Consider the following 16,172-nt stretch of genomic DNA (forward strand, 5'->3'; position numbering starts at 1 on the left):
CTCTTACGGGCGCGTGGGCGGCATTTTACCTTTGTCATACGATTTCACCACCTCCATAAGAAATCATGACAAAGCTAGATTCGACGGCCCTGGCCATGCTGCAACAGCGCTGCCCCCGTTGCCACGAAGGCCCCTTGTTTACGCACTCGGCGCTCAACCCCGTGCACTTTGCTGAAATGCCCGAGCACTGCCCCGTGTGCGGGCAAGCCTACGAGCCGGAACCGGGCTTTTACTGGGGCGCCATGTTCATCAGTTACGCCTTTTCCACGGCCATTATGCTGATAACGGGGTTTTTAGTGTACTTCCTGCTCCACGACCCGGCCGTGTGGGTGTACGTGACGAGCGTAGCCGTGGTAGCCGTGCTCCTGACCCCGCTTAGCCTGCGCTACTCCCGCACCATAATGCTGTACTGGTTCGGCGGTGTTGCCTACCGCCACCGAGAGCTGGAACCCAGCTAGGAGTAGTGGTCGGTAATGAAAATCGACCGTCTTGCAGAGGCGGAGCCGAAGCATCTCGCTCAAACAGTTGGCTAGTAACTCAGCTGTCAGCCCGCGAGATGCTTCGGCTCCACCTCCGCAGGACGGGCTGATGCAATTCACAAGCCCTGACTGTTCACACGACCTAGTCCTGACACTGCCTAGCTCCTTGCGCTACTCAGTTTACGCTGGCCCGCGCCTCCTGCTACCCCTTCTCCCTGGCAAATGCGGGAAAAGCGGTAAGTTTCGCCATGTCCCGTGCTTTTCTTTGCCTGCTATTTCCTTTGCTGCTACTTGGTGCCTGCCGCCAGGAGCCCAGCATCACCTGCGCCCCCGACGCTCCCGACGCCTATACCATCCGTCACCCGCAGTGGGCCGACTCGGCCAGTATTTACGAGGTCAATATTCGGCAATACACGCCGGAGGGCACGTTTCGGGCGTTTGAGGCCCACCTGCCCCGCCTCCAGAAAATGGGTGTGGGGATTCTGTGGCTGATGCCGGTGCAGCCTATTGGTCAGCTGAACCGCAAAGGCACGCTGGGCAGCCAGTATTCTATTCGGGACTACCGGGCCGTAAACCCGGAGTTTGGCTCCCTGGACGATTTGCGCCACCTGATCCGGACGGCGCACCAGCTGGGCATGCACGTCATTCTGGACTGGGTAGCCAACCACACCAGCTGGGACAGCCAGTTACTGCAACAGCACCCCGAGTGGTTTACGCGCAACGCCCAGGGCCAGCTGGTGCCGCCCGTGGCCGACTGGCAGGACGTCATCGACCTGGATTACAGCAAGCCTGAGCTGCGCCAGTACATGCAGCAAACCATGGTGTTCTGGCTGCGCGAAGCTGGTTTCGACGGCTTCCGCTGCGACGTGGCTGGCCTCGTACCCATGGATTTCTGGAACCAGACCCGCCCCGTGCTGGAAAAGGTAAAGCCTGTGTTCATGCTGGCCGAGTGGGACGAGCTGCACGACCCGCCCTTCCTCAAAAAAGGCGAATTCAACCCCAACACCGGCATGCTGGAGCAGGCCTTCGATGCTACCTACGCCCTGCGCATGCGCTACCTGCTCGACAGCATCAGCCGGCGCCAGCAGCCCCTCACGGCCCTCGATGCCTACCGGGAGGTAGAGCGCGCCCGCTACCCCGCCTCGGCCTACCTCATGTACTTCACCACCAGCCACGACATCAATAGCTGGGATGGCACGGAGTATGAGCGCCTGGGCAAGGACGCCCTGCCCCAGGCCGTGCTAACGGCCCTGCTGCCCGGCATCCCGATGGTGTACAGCGGCCAGGAAGCGGCCCTAAAAAAGCGGCTGCGCTTCTTCGACAAGGACACTATTCCGTGGAACGACTACCCCTTGCAGGACTTTTATACCACCCTACTCCAGCTCAAGAAGCGCCACCCGGCCCTGCGCAACGGCGACCCGTGCAGCGAGTTTACGCGCATGGCCCCCACGGCCAGCCCCGATACCTACGCCTTCGTGCGCCGCAAAGGCCCGGCGGGCGTCCTGACGGCCGTTAACCTAGGCCAGCAGCCCCACGAGCTGCTCCTGAGCGGGTTGGGTCCGGGCGTTTACCGGGAGGTATTTACGGGCAAGGTGCTTAGCCTAGGCTCAGGCTCCCGCCTGCTGCTAACCCCGCACAGCTACCAGGTATATGAGCAGCTCCCAAACCCGGATAACAGTTGGTTTTAGGCCGGGAATCTCGGGTATTGTCGGCCAGATTAGCATGGCAACATCAGCACGCGAGCCTCCTGCACTGCGCTCGGCATGACGTTCTTTTGTTCCTGCCCCTCTACCTTACAGGATGAGGTAGACACTCCCTGGTTTCGGCTATAGCATGCTGATTTCGCGTAGGCAGAAGCAGTTTTACTTGTTCTCACCTACCCCTCGTACCGTGTCTGAACCTCAACTGCACCCCAGCGCCCACCTGTTTCAGGTGCGCCACCCCGACTGGGCCGCCAACGCCACCATCTACGAAGTTAACCTGCGCCAATACACGCCGGAGGGTACGTTTCGAGCGTTTGAGGCCCACTTGCCCCGGCTGGCTTCCATGGGTGTCAGCATCGTGTGGCTGATGCCGATCCACCCGATTGGGGAAGTGGAGCGCAAGGGCACGCTGGGCAGCCAATATGCCGTGCGCGACTACTTCGGGGTGAACCCGGAGTTTGGCACCCTCCACGATTTGTGCCACCTCGTGCACACCGCCCACCAACTAGGCCTGCGCGTACTGCTCGACTGGGTAGCCAACCACACCAGCCCCGATAACCTACTGGTGCAGGAACACCCCGAGTGGTACCAGCACGACGAACACGGCCAGCTGGTGCCTCCCGTAGCCGACTGGACTGATGTAGTAGCCTTCGACTACAGCCACCCCGAGCTGCGCCGCTACATGACCGATGCCCTGCTCTACTGGGTGCGCGAGGCCGACATTGACGGGTACCGCTGCGACGTGGCTGGGCTGGTGCCCACCGACTTCTGGGACGCCGCCCGCCGGGAGCTGGACGCCGTGAAGCCCCTGTTTATGCTAGCTGAGTGGGACGAGCTGTACCCCTCGGGCGGCCTGAGCTGGGAGCAGTTCAACTCCGACACCAAGCTGCTGGAAAAGGCCTTTAACATGACCTTTGGACTGCGCCTGCATTACCTGCTCGACCACATTGCCGAGGGCAAGCAGCCACTTTCCGCAATTGACGAGTACTTGGCCGATGAGCGGGCCAAATACCCACCCTCGGTGTACCTCATGCACTTCACCAGCAACCACGATGTAAACAGCTGGGACGGCACCGAGTACGAGCGCCTCGGCCCGCTGGCCCTCCCCTTCGCCGTGCTCACGGTGCTGCTGCCGGGTATGCCGCTGGTGTACACCGGCCAGGAAGCGGCCCTCAACAAGCGTCTGGCCTTCTTCGATAAAGACCCCGTCGACTGGCAGAACTACCCCCTCCAGGAATTCTATACCCGCCTGCTCCAACTCAAGCGCCGTCACTTTGCCCTGCAGAACGGCGACCCGCTCAGCCGCTTCCAGCGCCTGCCGGGCCCTGATGACACGTACTGTTTTCTGCGCAGCAAGGGACTGGCGGCCGTACTCACTGGCATTAATAGCAGCCCTGAGCCGCAGGTGCTTCACCTTCCCGCGGAGGCCGCCGGCACCTGGCTAGATGCGTTCAGCGGTGAACAGCTCATGTTCCGGTCAGGCGAAGAACTGATGTTGCCACCCCAGGGCTGGCGGGTGCTGGAAAAACAGTAAGGTCCGCCTACCCTGTAGCATCCTTCTGAACGTCTCTACCTTACCGGGCTACCGCTTGCCTGGTCCGTAGAGCACCTGCCCGGCCCGCTGGCCGGTGTGCTGCCCGGCCCGGACGGTGAGGCGGCCGTTCACCAGCACGTACTTCATGCCGGTGGAATACTGGTGGGGCTGCTCGAAGGTAGAGCGGTCCTGCACGGTGGCGGGGTCGAACACCACCACATCGGCGGCAAAACCGGGGCGCAGTAGCCCGCGGTCCGCGAAACCAAAGGTTTGAGCCGGCAGGCTGGTCATGCGGCGGATAGCTTCTTCCAGCGTAATGATGCGCAGCTCGCGCACGTAGCGGCCCAGCACCCGGGCATTGGAGCCGTAGCCGCGCGGGTGGGGCGCGCCTTCCCGCCACACCCGAATGCTGGCGTCGGAAGCTACCATGTTCTGGGGGTAGCGCAGGATGTTTTGCACGTCGGTTTCGCTCATGCCGTGAAATACCATGCCGGCGTCGTACTGCAGTACCAGCTCCAGAATGGTGGCGGCCTCGGCGCGGGCCTTGTGCGGGCGCCCCCGGCGGCGATTGATTTCCTCGATGCTCAGGCCCTGGTAGCTGGTATCGGGTGGGAAGCTGGCTACTACGGCGTAGCTAAAGTGCTTGAGCTGGCGCCCCCGCAGGCGCGCCAGCATGCTGGCCTCCACGGCCCGGCGCACGGCGGGGCGGGCTAGGCGCTGGCGCAGGGAGTCGCGGCCATCGGCCTGCACGGCATCGGGCAGCAGGGTACTCAGGGAGGTAGAGCTGGCCGTGTACGGATACTGGTCGATGGTGACTTGCTGACCGCCGTGGCGGGCCTGATCCAGCAGGGCCAGCATCTCGGCGGTGCGGCCCCAGTTCTGCTGGCCGCCCAGCTTGAGGTGGGAAATCTGGACGGGTAGCCCGGCCTCCCGCCCTACCCGCAGGGCTTCCTGCATGGCCAACTGCACACTGTCGCTTTCGTTGCGCATGTGGGTGGCGTAGAGGCCGTGGTAGCGGGCCGCTACCTGAGCCAGTTGCACCAGTTCGGGCGTGCGGGAGTAGGTACCCGGCACGTAAATCAGCCCCGACGATAACCCCACGGCACCGGCCTGCATGGCCTGCTCCACTAGGTTTTCCATCTGGCTTAGCTCAGCGGGGGTAGGCTGGCGCTGGGCCCGGCCCATGACGGCTTTGCGCACGGTGCCGTGGCCCACCAAGGAAGCGGTGTTTACGGATAGATGCAGGCTGTCGAGGGTGCGGAAGTAGCGGGCCAGGTTGGGGCGGGAGGAGCCGCAGTTGCCGGTCACTACGGTCGTGACGCCGTCGTAGAGGAAGTTATCGGCGGTGGGCTGGCGCACTTCATCGTCCTCGATGTGGGTGTGCACATCGATAAAGCCTGGGGCCACGGCCAGGCCGCGGGCGTCCAGCACGGTGTCAGCGGGGTAATCGGCGGGCAGCCGGCCCACGGCCACAATGCGGCCGTCCCGCACGGCCACGTCGCCGAGCGTCCAGGCGTTGCCGGTGCCATCGTAGAGGCGGCCGTTGCGGATCAGGATGTCGGCCCGCGGGGTTTGGGCCGCGGCCAGGCCAGTAAGCAAAAGAAGGAAAATCAGCAGGGTGCAGCGCATAGAAACGTAAGGTAGCGCCAGAGCAGGCTACTTTTCGAATCCACTACAGGTGCAGCGTGGTGCAGGTAGCCCTGGTTTCGTTGTGCGGTTGTCGAGCTGCGCTTCCTGGCAGCGCTGACCAGTGCCTCGCGGCTTGCCGTTAGCTGTTTTAACGCCAAGCGTGGCACCTGAGGCTTTCTGCTACAGCCACTGCATTTCCCGCAGAATAGCTTCCGTGAGGGCTCGGCGGCCGGCTAGGAACCGCTCGTCGGCTTTGGGGCCGCGCTGAGGCTCCACGTTGAGGGCAAAAATGGCCGTGCGGCCGTCGGCACGCTCTACCCAGCCCACAAACCACCCGTTGTCGGGGTTAGTAGCCGAGTGAAAGCGCCAGCCGGTTTTGCCATACAGGGTGTAGGCCGGCGTTTTCTGCAAGATGAGCAGTTGCTTTACCGCCCGCTGATGACGCACTGCCAGGGGCAAGGTTTCGGCCTGCAGGCGCCGAAGGAAATCCACCTGCTCAAACTGACTGATACGCGAGTTACCATCGAGCCAAAACGTATCGAGGGTACCAGGCGTGACGACAATGCCGGGGTAGCGCAGCTTCCGCAGCCACTGCTGGTAGGCCGGCACACCCACCTTCCGGGCTAGCTGCTGGTAGCACGGCACGCAGGAAACGCGCAGGGCGCGGGCGTAAGGCATATCCTGGTTCCACTGCGGGAAGTAGCGCTGCACTCCATCCCAGCGGCAGATGGTGGCCGTATCGGGCAGGGCACCGGTTTGCAGGCCGATGAGCGTGTTCGGAATTTTAAAGGTGGAGGCCGGCAGAAAGCCCTGGCGGCAGCGCTTTTCCTGGTAGGCGGTAAAGCGCCCAGTAGCCGTTTCATAGAGCAGAAATGAGCCCCGCACCCCGTACTGGTCGAAGTGTTGCTGCAGGTTGCGCTCCGTAACCCGGGGCGTGGGCGCGGCACCAAGCAGCAAACAACCGAGGCTTAGCAGAAGGTAGCAAATCCGTAGCATGGCCGCGAAGATAGGAGCCGCACCGCAGCCGGGCGCGCCGGCAGCTACGCTTTTGCGCTTTCAGAACTCCTATTGGGCCGGCGGTGGCGGGACGAGCTGCTGAATAAGGCGCGCAATACGCTGCTGCCGCGTTTCGGGGCGGCGCGCGGCGGCCAGTTGCTGAAGGTGCTGTTTGCGGCGGCTGGGGGCCAGACGGGCAAAGTGCTGCTCAGCGCCAGGGGTAGCGGCCAGGGCTGCGGCCAGGTCGGGCGGCACTAGCAGGGCATCTACCTCATCCAGGGCGGCCCAGCTGCCGTCGTGCTGGGCGGCGGCTATTTTGGCTTGCCCGGCCGGCATGAGCAGGCCCGCGGCGGCTAGCTGCTCAATGCGCTTTTTATTAACCGCCGACCACACGCTACCCTTTTTTCGGGGCGAAAAGTACAGTTGAAAGCACGTGTCATCAACTTTGCGCGGTGAAGAGTCGATCCAGCCGAAGCACAGGGCTTCCTCCACGGCTTCGGCGTATGAAAGGCGCTGAGGTCCACTGCCTTTCTTGTAGAGTACCAGCCAGATACCTACGGCTGGGTGTGGTGGGCGGCTAGCCACGCCCGCCACTCCGCCCGACTGGGGGCATCTACTATTTCCAGGATATCGAGTTTGGTAGCCATCCGGGAAAATACGAGCTGGCGCGCCCTCGTCCTAACCTCCGGGCGGCCCGCCGGTTTACGGTATCGTTTCCTTTCCTTACGTACCTACTTATGCAACACCGTGAACTGGGCCGCTCCGGCCTGCGCATTGCCCCGCTTGTGCTGGGCGGCAACGTCTTCGGCTGGACCGCCGATGAAGCTACTTCCTTCCGTATTCTCGACGCCTTTGTGGGCGGGGGCGGCAACGCCATTGACACCGCCGATGGCTACTCTGTGTGGGTGCCGGGCCACGTCGGCGGCGAGTCGGAAACTATTATTGGGAAGTGGCTGCGCCAGCGCGGCCGCCGCGACGATGTAGTTATTGCCACCAAAGTCGGCTGGGAAGTAAACCCCGAAAACAAGGGCCTGAAAAAAGACTACATCCTGCGGGCCGTGGAGGGCTCCCTGCAGCGCCTGCAAACCGACTACATCGACCTTTATCAGTCGCACAAAGACGACCCCACGACACCCGTGGAGGAAACCCTGGAAGCCTACGCCCAGCTAGTGCAGCAAGGCAAGGTGCGCGTCATTGGGGCCTCGAATTTCGATGCGGCCCGCCTCCGGGAGTCGGTGGAAGCTAGCGCCCGCCTGGGTTTCCCGCGCTACGAGTCCTTGCAGCCACTCTACAACCTCTACGACCGGGCCGAGTTTGAGCAGGAGCTGCTACCGCTGGTGCAGGAGCACCACATCGGCGTGATTCCGTACTACGGGCTGGCGGCGGGCTTCCTCACTGGCAAGTACCGCACCGCGGCCGACCTGCAGAAAAGTGCCCGCGGGGGCGGCGTAGGCCAGAAATACCTGAACGAAAAAGGCCTGCGAATTCTTGGCGCCCTTGATGCCGTGGCGGCCCGCCAGCAAGCCACGCCCGCCCAGGTGGCCCTAGCCTGGATTATGGCCCAACCCGGCCTTACGGCACCCATTGCCAGCGCCACCAGCCCCGAGCAGGTAACGGAGCTGCTGCACGCCACCGAGCTGCAGCTAAGCCCCGACGATATACAAACCCTGAACGAGGCCAGCGCCTAGCTTATGCCCCCACAACCACATGCGCCGCGGATGAGGGAACAGCTACCCTACTCGCGGCGCATGCAGTTGTGAAAGGTTTTGGGTTTAGACGTTGCCGCGAGGCAAGGGCCTGGTACTCCGGTCCGGCAACTTCTGCCAGCCCCAACTGAAGGCAAGAGGTAGGTGCTTACTGCCGACAAGCCTGCAACCAACGACGGGAAGCTATTGGTTTGTGACCTTCCTTCTGCAACTTTTGCGCTTCCCCGGCTTTTACCTATGACCATTCGTACCGCTACCCGGCCCGACCTTGACGCCCTGTATTCCATCTGGTGTGAGTTAATGGACTCCCACGAGGCCTACCACCCCGTTTTCGGGTACTACCGCCAGGCTGAGCCGGAGCTGAAACGCGTGCTGCTCCAACGCTTGCAGGAGCCGTACACCCGGTTTTTTGTGGTGGAAAATGCGGACGGTCTGATGGGGTTGCTCGTGGCCATGTACCAGATTGGCAACAACGGCATGCACTTCAACCGGCGCGGCTACATTGCCGAAACCATTGTGCGCCCCCAGTACCGGCGCAACGGCCTGGGCCGGCTGCTGTTTGAGACGGCCAAAGACTGGCTTACCCGCCAAGGCGCCGACCACTTAGAGCTGCAGGTGGCCGTGGCCAACCCGGCCGGGGTGCAGTTCTGGACAGCGCTGGGCTTTGCGCCTTCCACCTACCACTTCGTCTTGCCCCTGACGCCGCCGCGCTAACGCGCTGGCTTTCCGGCTTGGGTGGGGTTAATGCCGATTTAATTAACTGTATGGTTGTTACCTGCGTTAGACCAAACACGGCCGTATCGGCCGGTTTGCCATTTCGCTGTGTATGCTCCTTGCCGCCTCCATTACCCCCTTCGACTGGAACCGCATCCTTTGGTCCGACGACGCGCCGCCACTGTACCTTCTGGAAGTGGCGGCGCGCTGCGTTTTCACTTATATTCTGACACTGGGGGTGCTGCGCATTACCGGGCGGCGCGGGGTCAAGCAACTTTCCTTGTTTGAGTTGAGCATTGTGCTGGCTCTGGGCTCGGCGGCCGGCGACGCCATGTTCTACGACGACGTGCCCCTGAGCCACGTCGTGGTGGTGTTTGCGGCCGTGGCCCTCATGTACGTCGGCTTTAACCGCCTCACCGAGCACCTGCCGCGCTTTTCTGACTGGCTGGAGGGTGCCCCGGTGCTGTTGGTAGAGGAAGGGGTCGTGAACATGAGCAACTTCCGCAAGCAACGCCTCAACCAGAAAGAACTATTCGGGGAGCTGCGCCAGCAGCAGATCGAACACCTGGGCCAGGTGCGGCGCGTATACATTGAGGCCACCGGCGAAATGAGCATTTTCTTTTTCGATGATACGGACGTGCGACCTGGCCTCCCCATCTGGCCCGAGCGGGTAGACGCCGCCGTGCGCCGCGTGAGTGAGGCCGGCAACTTTGCCTGCGCCCAGTGTGGCACCGTGCAGCTGCTGCCCCGCGGCGGCGTCGCCACCTGCCCCAGCTGCCAGTGCGACAAGTGGGTGCCCACCTGCGACGACAAGCGGGTGCAGTAACGCACTCCATTTCAATCACTGTAGAAAGCGGCGGCTACTCTCCGGCGTCGCCTACGGGCGGCAAGGACGCGGTGCGTAGCTGAGTAGTCAGCCAATGTACTACGTCTGCATCCACTTGGTCGCGGCACTCATCTAGGCCGTGGCGGCAACCGGGATAAAGCAGCAGTTCTTTGGGCTGCTGGGCCCGTTCGTAAATGTTCTCCGAGCACCGATGAGGTAGTATTTCATCGTCGGTGCCGTGCAAAACCAGCAGGGGCCGCGGGCTTACTTGTGAGGCCAGGTCGGTGCCATAGGTTTGGCTGCTCATGGCTACCACTGCTCCCACCACCGGGCTCAGGGCACCGGCACTCACTACCACGGCACCCCCAAACGAATGTCCAACTAACCCAACTGGCCCGTAGCCGCGCTGCTCCGCCAGGTATTGCACGGCCAGCAGCACATCAACCACGCAGTCCTCTAAGTAATTAGGTTGGCGGTAATGCAGGCGCAGGGAAGCAATACCGCGCTCCGCCAGCTGCCCCGCCAGCCGCGGATACATCCCGCCAGCGGGCCCATCCAGGCCCCCGCCCGAACCGCCTACCCACACTACCACGGCCGCGCCGGGGGTAGCCGGGTGCAGGCGGGCGGTTATTGGGCCGGCATTTGTGTGCAGGGTGAGCTCTTCTACTCCTGCCGCGTACCGGTCTAGCGTTACGACTTCTAACTCATACTCTTGCGGTTGCTGCTGTGCCATGGGTGCGCCGGCGTTGGTGGTACTTGGTAAGGTGTACTGCTCCGGCCCGAAATGGATGCCGCTGAGGTTCTCCGTAGGGCCCGCTTGCCAGCGCATCGTATAGCTTTGCGCCTCTTCGCTGCTTGTTTTCTCTTGTTGCCCATGCTACCCCTGCTCCGCGTTCATCACATTGCCATTATCTGCGCCGATTACGCCCGCTCGAAGCAGTTTTACACCCAGGTGCTAGGCCTGCGCATCATTCGGGAGGTGCACCGGGCCGAGCGGGAGTCGTGGAAGTTAGACCTAGCGCTAGGCGAGCAGTATAGTATTGAGCTGTTTTCGTTTCCTGCCCCGCCCGCCCGTCTTAGTCAGCCGGAGGCCACTGGCTTGCGCCACCTGGCTTTCGCCGTGTCGGACATAGAAGCCACCGTGCGCCACCTCGCCAGCCACGGAGTAGCCGCTGAGCCCGTGCGGGTAGATGAGTTTACCGGCCGCCGCTTCACCTTCATTCAGGACCCCGACGGGCTGCCGCTGGAGTTTTATGAGACTCATTAACTCAGCTGGTTGGAGCTATATTGCAGAGCCATATCTATCCATTTATCCCTTACCTATGCATTAGCTCGCTTCTAATGACAACAACAGTATGAGAGATGGTTCTGACCAATTAGATCAGCTTTTACAGCTGCATAGTGAAAACGAAGTTGTTGAGTTCAAAGAGGCAAAAAACACGTTCGACTTCGACAAGTTAGGCCAGTATTTCAGTGCGTTAAGCAACGAAGCTAGCTTACAGGGTACGGAAGCGGCTTGGCTTGTTTTTGGGGTCGATGATCAGAAGCAAGTAGTAGGGACTTCGTTTCGGCAGGATAGTGGTAAGTTGCAGAGTCTTTACCGCGAAATTGCTGACCAAACAGGCAACCGGCTCACATTTCGTGCAATACACGAAATATTTTGTGAGGAAAAACGAGTACTTCTGTTTGAAATTCCTCCTGCTGCTCTAGGTTCCCCTACTTCTTGGAAAGGCCATTACTACGGCCGCGATGGTGAAAGTCTAGGTCCGTTGAACCCCGATGAGCGTCGTCGTCTTGAATGGCAAGGTCAAACCATTACGCCATTTGAGCGTCGTTTTGCATTCCTTAATGCTAGCGTTTCGCATATCCTTAGTCTACTCGACTGGGAGGGTTACTACAAACTTTTCAACTATCCAAAGCCCACCAACGCGCAGGATGTTGTCGCTCGTTTCGTGATGGATAAGATAGTGATCCGAGAGAATCAAGTTCTTCATATTACTAACCTTGGCGCAGTGTTATTTGCCCGCGACTTACGACAGTTTGACCAGTTAGAATACAAACGGCTACGGATAATTTTCTATGACGGCACTGGCCGCACCGGAGGTAAGCAAGAGCACACAGGTCATCGTGGGTATGCTCTAGGGTTTGAAAACGCACTCAATTGGCTGAATGAAAAGCTACCTAACCGAGAGGAAATTGGTTCGGCAAGACGAGTACATATTGCTACGTATCCACCCAAAGCTATTAGAGAACTATTGGCCAATGCATTAATTCATCAGAACTTCGATACATCTGGCTCTGCACCAATGGTCGAAGTATTTACTAATCGTATTGAAGTAAGTAATCCTGGTGTGCCCTTAATTAACGTGCTTCAGTTTCTCAATCATCTGCCGGTTAGTCGTAATGAAGCTATTGCAGCCACTATGCATGCCCTTGACTTTTGCGAACGACGAGGTAGTGGTATTGACCGCATTGTAGAGGAGTGTGAAAAACACTTACTCCCAGCTCCAGATTTTATTCGGGGGGACAATTTTACCCAAGCTATTTTATACGCGCCTAGGCTGCTACGTGAAATGAGTGCCCGAGACAAAGTAAGAGCGTGCTACCAACATGCTTGTTTAAAGCTAGCTAATGGTGAAACTATGTCCAACCAGTCTTTTAGAGAAAGAATGGGAATAGCTGAAAAAAACTATCCTATGGCTTCACGTATTATCTCTGATACACTAGAAGCTGGTCTTATAAAACCATATGATCCGGATAACAAGTCGAAAAAGCAAGCTCGGTATGTACCAGTTTTAAACTAAATCTTATGTAACGGCTGTGTAACTGGCGAATATAAAAACGCCATTTCCATCCCATACTATCTGTTTTTTTATGTAACGGTTATGTAACTCCCCTTACTATGCCCAACCAGCCGCAACCACTCCCCTACCTCATTATCGATTTCGACAGCACCTTCACGCAGGTAGAAGGCCTCGATGAATTGGCCGACATTGCCCTGACAGGTCAGCCGAACCGGGAGGAGGTAGTAAGCGCCATCCGGGCCCTGACGGACCGGGGCATGAGCGGGGAGTTAAACTTCTCGGAGTCGTTGAAGCAGCGGCTGACCCTGCTGCCGGCCCGGCGGGAGCACCTGCCCCTGCTAGTGGAGCGCCTGCGCGGCAAAGTATCCGAAAGCATTCAGCGTAACCGCAGCTTTTTTGAGAAGTTTCAGGGCCGCATTTACATTGTCAGCAGCGGCTTCCGGGAGTTTATTGAGCCGGTGGTGGCCGAGTTTGGCATCGACGCCGCGCACGTGCTGGCCAATACCTTCTCCTTCGATGCCGAGGGCCGCATTACCGGCTTCGACCCCGAAAACGTGCTCAGCCGCGACGGGGGCAAGATTCTGCAGTTGCGCCAGCTCGACCTGGACGGCGACGTGTACGCCCTCGGCGACGGGTACACCGACTACCAAATTCGGGAGGCTGGGCTGGCCAACCGCTTCTACGCCTTCACCGAAAACGTGCACCGCGCAGCCGTAGTAGCCCGCGCCGATGAGGTGCTGCCTTCCTTCGACGAATTTCTCTACCAGAACAAGCTCCCGATGACCCTCTCCTACCCCAAAAACCGCATCAAAGTTCTGCTGCTCGAAAACCCCGACCCGCGCGCCGCCGAGCTGTTCCGCCAGGAAGGCTACCAGGTAGATACCGTGCCCGGTGGCCTCGACGAAGACGAGCTAGTGCAGCAGATTGAGGGCGTGAGCATTCTGGGCATCCGGAGCAAAACCCAGGTAACGCAACGGGTGCTGGAGGCCGCCAACCGCCTCATCAGCATCGGGGCGTTCTGCATCGGTACCAACCAAATTGATTTGACGGGCTGCATGAAAAAGGGCGTGGCCGTATTCAATGCCCCTTTCAGCAACACCCGCTCAGTGGTGGAGCTGGCCCTGGGCGAAATCATCATGCTGGCCCGCCGCATCCCCGAGAAAAGCCCCAAAATGCACGAGGGCGAGTGGGATAAATCGGCCAAGGGGTCGTTTGAAATCCGGGGCAAGAAGCTGGGCATCGTCGGCTACGGCAATATCGGCGCCCAGCTCTCGGTAGTGGCCGAGGCCGTGGGCATGCAGGTGCTGTACTACGACGTGGCCGAGAAGCTGCAGCTCGGCAACGCCGTGAAGTGCCGCACCCTGGAGGAACTGCTCCGCCAGTCCGACATTGTAACCCTGCACGTAGACGGCCGCCCGGCCAATACCAACCTCATCGGGGCCACGGAGCTGGCCATGATGAAGCCCGGCGCCCTGCTGCTCAACAATAGCCGCGGCCACGTGGTCGATGTGCCGGCCCTGGCCGCCGTGCTTCGCTCCGGCCACCTGGGCGGGGCCGCCGTGGATGTGTTTCCCTACGAGCCCAAAACTAACCAAGAAAGCTTCGAGAGTGAGCTGCGCGGCCTGCCCAATGTGCTGCTCACCCCCCACGTGGGGGGTAGCACGGCCGAAGCTCAGCGCAACATTGCCGAGTTTGTGCCCGAGCGGATTATGCAGTACGTGAACACCGGCAACACCCAGCAGAGTGTCAATTTCCCCAACATTCAGCTGCCCGAGCAGCAGGCCCACCGCCTCATCCACATTCACCACAACGTGCCCGGCGTGCTGGCCCGCATCAACAACGTGCTGGCCCAACACCACGTCAACATCCTGGGGCAGTACCTGAAAACCAACGAGCACATCGGCTACGTCATCACCGACATCGACAAGCAGTACGAGTCGGAGGTAATCGGCGAGCTGCGCAAGGTGAAGCACACCATTAAGTTTCGAGTGCTGTATTAAGGGCGTGTGCCTAAGAAGATTCACTAGACCGTCATGCAGAGCCGGAGGCGAAGCATCTGGCGTGCAGTCGTTGCCATAGTACTCAGACGTCAGCACGCCAGATGCTTCGCCTCCGGCTCTGCATGACAGCCTTCGTGAAATAAATTCACACGCCTTCTTACAAGATAGATCTTACCCCCGTTTCTACAGCCGCTCCCGAACCTGGCCTAGGATCTTCTCCATCTCGGCGCGTACGGGAGCATCATCGCCGGGCAGGTTGTTGTTCAGGAAGCTGAAGGCCAGCAGCCGACCGGACTTGGTCCTGATGTAGCCTACTAAGTTGTGATTGTTGGTGAGCGTACCAGTTTTGCCCCACAGCCAAGGTTTACCCGCCACGGGGCGGTAGCGCCGACGCAGAGTACCTTGTCCGCCGCCGGCGGCCAGCAGGCTCAGCAGGCGCGGCTCCGCTACCTCCTGGTGCAGACGCAACAGCAACGCCACCAGCGTACGAGGCGTCACGAGGTTGAGGCGCGAGAGGCCGGAGCCATCAACCCACACTGGGGCATCGGGCAAGCCCGCGAGGTAGCGCTGCTGCACTACCTGGATAGTACGGGCCGTGTTCAAAGAGTCAAGGCGGAGCGAGGAGGAACACAGCAGCAGGAGCTGCTCGGCCAGGAAATTGTCGCTCACCCGAATCATGCGACGATAGAGCGAATCGACGGGTAGCCCGCGCAGCGTGTACACTGCATCCTGGGGCCGCAGGCGCAGCGGCACGGGAAGCACGGGGCGGCGCAGGGTGTCCTGAAGCAGTTGCAGGAGCAGCGCCGAACTAGTTCGAAACGGGGTTTCATCGACCCAGTTTTTCGTGGCTGGAAACACGGTGAAGCGGTTTTCCAGCGGCGTACGGCGCACGTGGTCATCGGCCGGATTAGCCGTGCCAGCCGGGGCCAGTTCTGTGAGCGGCCGGAAGAAGCGCGGATGCACGCGGGGTAGCGCCGGACCTGGTTTGCCGTAAAAACGCACCGTGTGGCCGTACACCGGAAAGGCCCCGCGCTCGGGCTGAAAGTAGTAGTTGTAGTCGTCCCAGCTCCACCCCGGCCCGAAGGCGGTAACGGTGGGCACCTCGGCGTAGAACAGCTTTTCGGGCCTATTTTGCAAGAAGATGAAAGCCCGCCGGAAGGGTACGTCGCCGTGGAGCAGGGTAGGGTCGCCAGTTCCCCAGAACACGAGGCTGTCGGGGCGCACCACGTAATGCAGGCTGGGCAAGGAATCGGGTAGCAAGCGCAGCCCGGCGTAGAGGCTGAACAGCTTCATGGTGCTGGCCGGGGTGAAATATCGGTCGTCATTCAGCCCAAATAGCTGCTGCCCCGTGGCTACATCCGTCAGGCACACGCCCACGTGGTGCCGCCGCAACACCGCCGAAGAAGTAAGCAACTGCTCTAGCCACGGCAAACCAGAAGCAGGTGCAGGAGTAGCAGTGGGCAGTATTTGGGCAGTAACAGGAAACCCAAGCAGCAGGTATAGCAGCACGAGCAAGGCGCGTTGCAGCAAGCGAAAAAACGGCATCAAGGCAGAAGTGATAAGCAAAACACCCGCAACTTGGGCAAAACCACCGCGCTTTTCAACTGCTGCGCTTGTTTGAGGGTAGTAGAGGCTTCTACTATCATGCTTCGCTGCGCCCGGCACGACGGGCTTTTACCTATTATCTGCGCCAGGGCAGTTTTGCCTCGTAATCAGTTGCAAACCCAACTATTCCCCGGGCAATAGACAGTCATTTCCTCGAGCCCGCGCCTTGGGAAGCC

Annotated in this window: 14 protein-coding genes; 9 read left to right on the forward strand and 5 right to left on the reverse strand. The window is 60.4% G+C overall.

Annotation, left to right across the window (positions count from 1 at the left end):
- Positions 1 to 65: 65 nt before the first annotated feature.
- The 3 genes from MWH26_RS12585 (at position 66) to MWH26_RS12595 (ending at position 3,716) form a co-directional block, all read left to right on the forward strand.
- Complete coding sequence (locus MWH26_RS12585) at positions 66 to 458, forward strand: DUF983 domain-containing protein (RefSeq protein ID WP_247974566.1); 393 nt, start codon at positions 66 to 68, stop codon at positions 456 to 458.
- 302 nt (positions 459 to 760) lie between these two features.
- Positions 761 to 2,167 (forward strand): alpha-amylase family glycosyl hydrolase, encoded by a 1,407-nt coding sequence (locus MWH26_RS12590; RefSeq protein WP_247974567.1) that lies wholly within the window; start codon positions 761 to 763, stop codon positions 2,165 to 2,167.
- Positions 2,168 to 2,369: 202 nt separating this feature from the next.
- Complete coding sequence (locus MWH26_RS12595; RefSeq protein WP_247974568.1) at positions 2,370 to 3,716, forward strand: alpha-amylase family glycosyl hydrolase; 1,347 nt, start codon at positions 2,370 to 2,372, stop codon at positions 3,714 to 3,716.
- 48 nt (positions 3,717 to 3,764) lie between these two features.
- On the opposite strand, the gene MWH26_RS12600 is transcribed toward MWH26_RS12595, so the two are convergent.
- The 3 genes from MWH26_RS12600 to MWH26_RS12610 all read right to left on the reverse strand — a co-directional run bounded on the left by MWH26_RS12600 (position 3,765) and on the right by MWH26_RS12610 (position 6,935).
- Entirely contained in the window at positions 3,765 to 5,345 is a 1,581-nt protein-coding gene (locus MWH26_RS12600) for an N-acyl-D-amino-acid deacylase family protein (protein ID WP_247974569.1), read from the reverse strand.
- 180 nt (positions 5,346 to 5,525) lie between these two features.
- Positions 5,526 to 6,341, reverse strand: coding sequence for a class D beta-lactamase (gene blaOXA / locus MWH26_RS12605; RefSeq protein ID WP_247974570.1), 816 nt, complete (start codon positions 6,339 to 6,341; stop codon positions 5,526 to 5,528).
- Positions 6,342 to 6,410: 69 nt separating this feature from the next.
- A complete protein-coding gene (locus MWH26_RS12610; protein WP_511186308.1) occupies positions 6,411 to 6,935 on the reverse strand; it encodes a YdeI/OmpD-associated family protein in 525 nt (174 codons plus the stop codon).
- Between the two features lie 143 nt (positions 6,936 to 7,078).
- Here MWH26_RS12610 and MWH26_RS12615 point away from each other — a divergent pair, with 143 nt between their 5' ends.
- The 3 genes from MWH26_RS12615 (at position 7,079) to MWH26_RS12625 (ending at position 9,587) form a co-directional block, all read left to right on the forward strand.
- The gene (locus MWH26_RS12615) at positions 7,079 to 8,029 is read left to right on the forward strand and encodes an aldo/keto reductase (RefSeq protein ID WP_247974572.1); all 951 of its coding nucleotides are present in this window, start codon (positions 7,079 to 7,081) and stop codon (positions 8,027 to 8,029) included.
- 255 nt (positions 8,030 to 8,284) lie between these two features.
- Positions 8,285 to 8,761: a GNAT family N-acetyltransferase gene (locus MWH26_RS12620; protein ID WP_244696974.1), complete on the forward strand. Its 477-nt coding sequence runs from the start codon at positions 8,285 to 8,287 to the stop codon at positions 8,759 to 8,761.
- A 112-nt stretch (positions 8,762 to 8,873) separates the two neighbouring features.
- Positions 8,874 to 9,587, forward strand: a complete 714-nt coding sequence (locus MWH26_RS12625) for a DUF421 domain-containing protein (protein WP_247974573.1) — start codon at positions 8,874 to 8,876, stop codon at positions 9,585 to 9,587.
- Between the two features lie 34 nt (positions 9,588 to 9,621).
- Here the strand turns inward: MWH26_RS12625 and MWH26_RS12630 are convergent, their stop codons facing one another.
- Positions 9,622 to 10,416 (reverse strand): alpha/beta hydrolase, encoded by a 795-nt coding sequence (locus MWH26_RS12630; protein ID WP_247974574.1) that lies wholly within the window; start codon positions 10,414 to 10,416, stop codon positions 9,622 to 9,624.
- 45 nt (positions 10,417 to 10,461) lie between these two features.
- Here MWH26_RS12630 and gloA2 point away from each other — a divergent pair, with 45 nt between their 5' ends.
- The 3 genes from gloA2 to serA all read left to right on the forward strand — a co-directional run bounded on the left by gloA2 (position 10,462) and on the right by serA (position 14,391).
- A complete protein-coding gene (gloA2, locus tag MWH26_RS12635) occupies positions 10,462 to 10,854 on the forward strand; it encodes an SMU1112c/YaeR family gloxylase I-like metalloprotein (protein ID WP_244696977.1) in 393 nt (130 codons plus the stop codon).
- An 88-nt stretch (positions 10,855 to 10,942) separates the two neighbouring features.
- Positions 10,943 to 12,391: an ATP-binding protein gene (locus MWH26_RS12640; protein ID WP_247974575.1), complete on the forward strand. Its 1,449-nt coding sequence runs from the start codon at positions 10,943 to 10,945 to the stop codon at positions 12,389 to 12,391.
- Between the two features lie 98 nt (positions 12,392 to 12,489).
- Complete coding sequence (serA, locus tag MWH26_RS12645; RefSeq protein WP_247974576.1) at positions 12,490 to 14,391, forward strand: phosphoglycerate dehydrogenase; 1,902 nt, start codon at positions 12,490 to 12,492, stop codon at positions 14,389 to 14,391.
- Positions 14,392 to 14,574: 183 nt separating this feature from the next.
- On the opposite strand, the gene MWH26_RS12650 is transcribed toward serA, so the two are convergent.
- On the reverse strand, positions 14,575 to 15,936 hold the full coding sequence (locus MWH26_RS12650) for a D-alanyl-D-alanine carboxypeptidase/D-alanyl-D-alanine-endopeptidase (RefSeq protein WP_247974577.1): 1,362 nt from the start codon (positions 15,934 to 15,936) through the stop codon (positions 14,575 to 14,577).
- Positions 15,937 to 16,172 lie beyond the last annotated feature (236 nt).

This window comes from Hymenobacter sublimis, assembly GCF_023101345.1.
Taxonomy (GTDB): domain Bacteria; phylum Bacteroidota; class Bacteroidia; order Cytophagales; family Hymenobacteraceae; genus Hymenobacter; species Hymenobacter sublimis.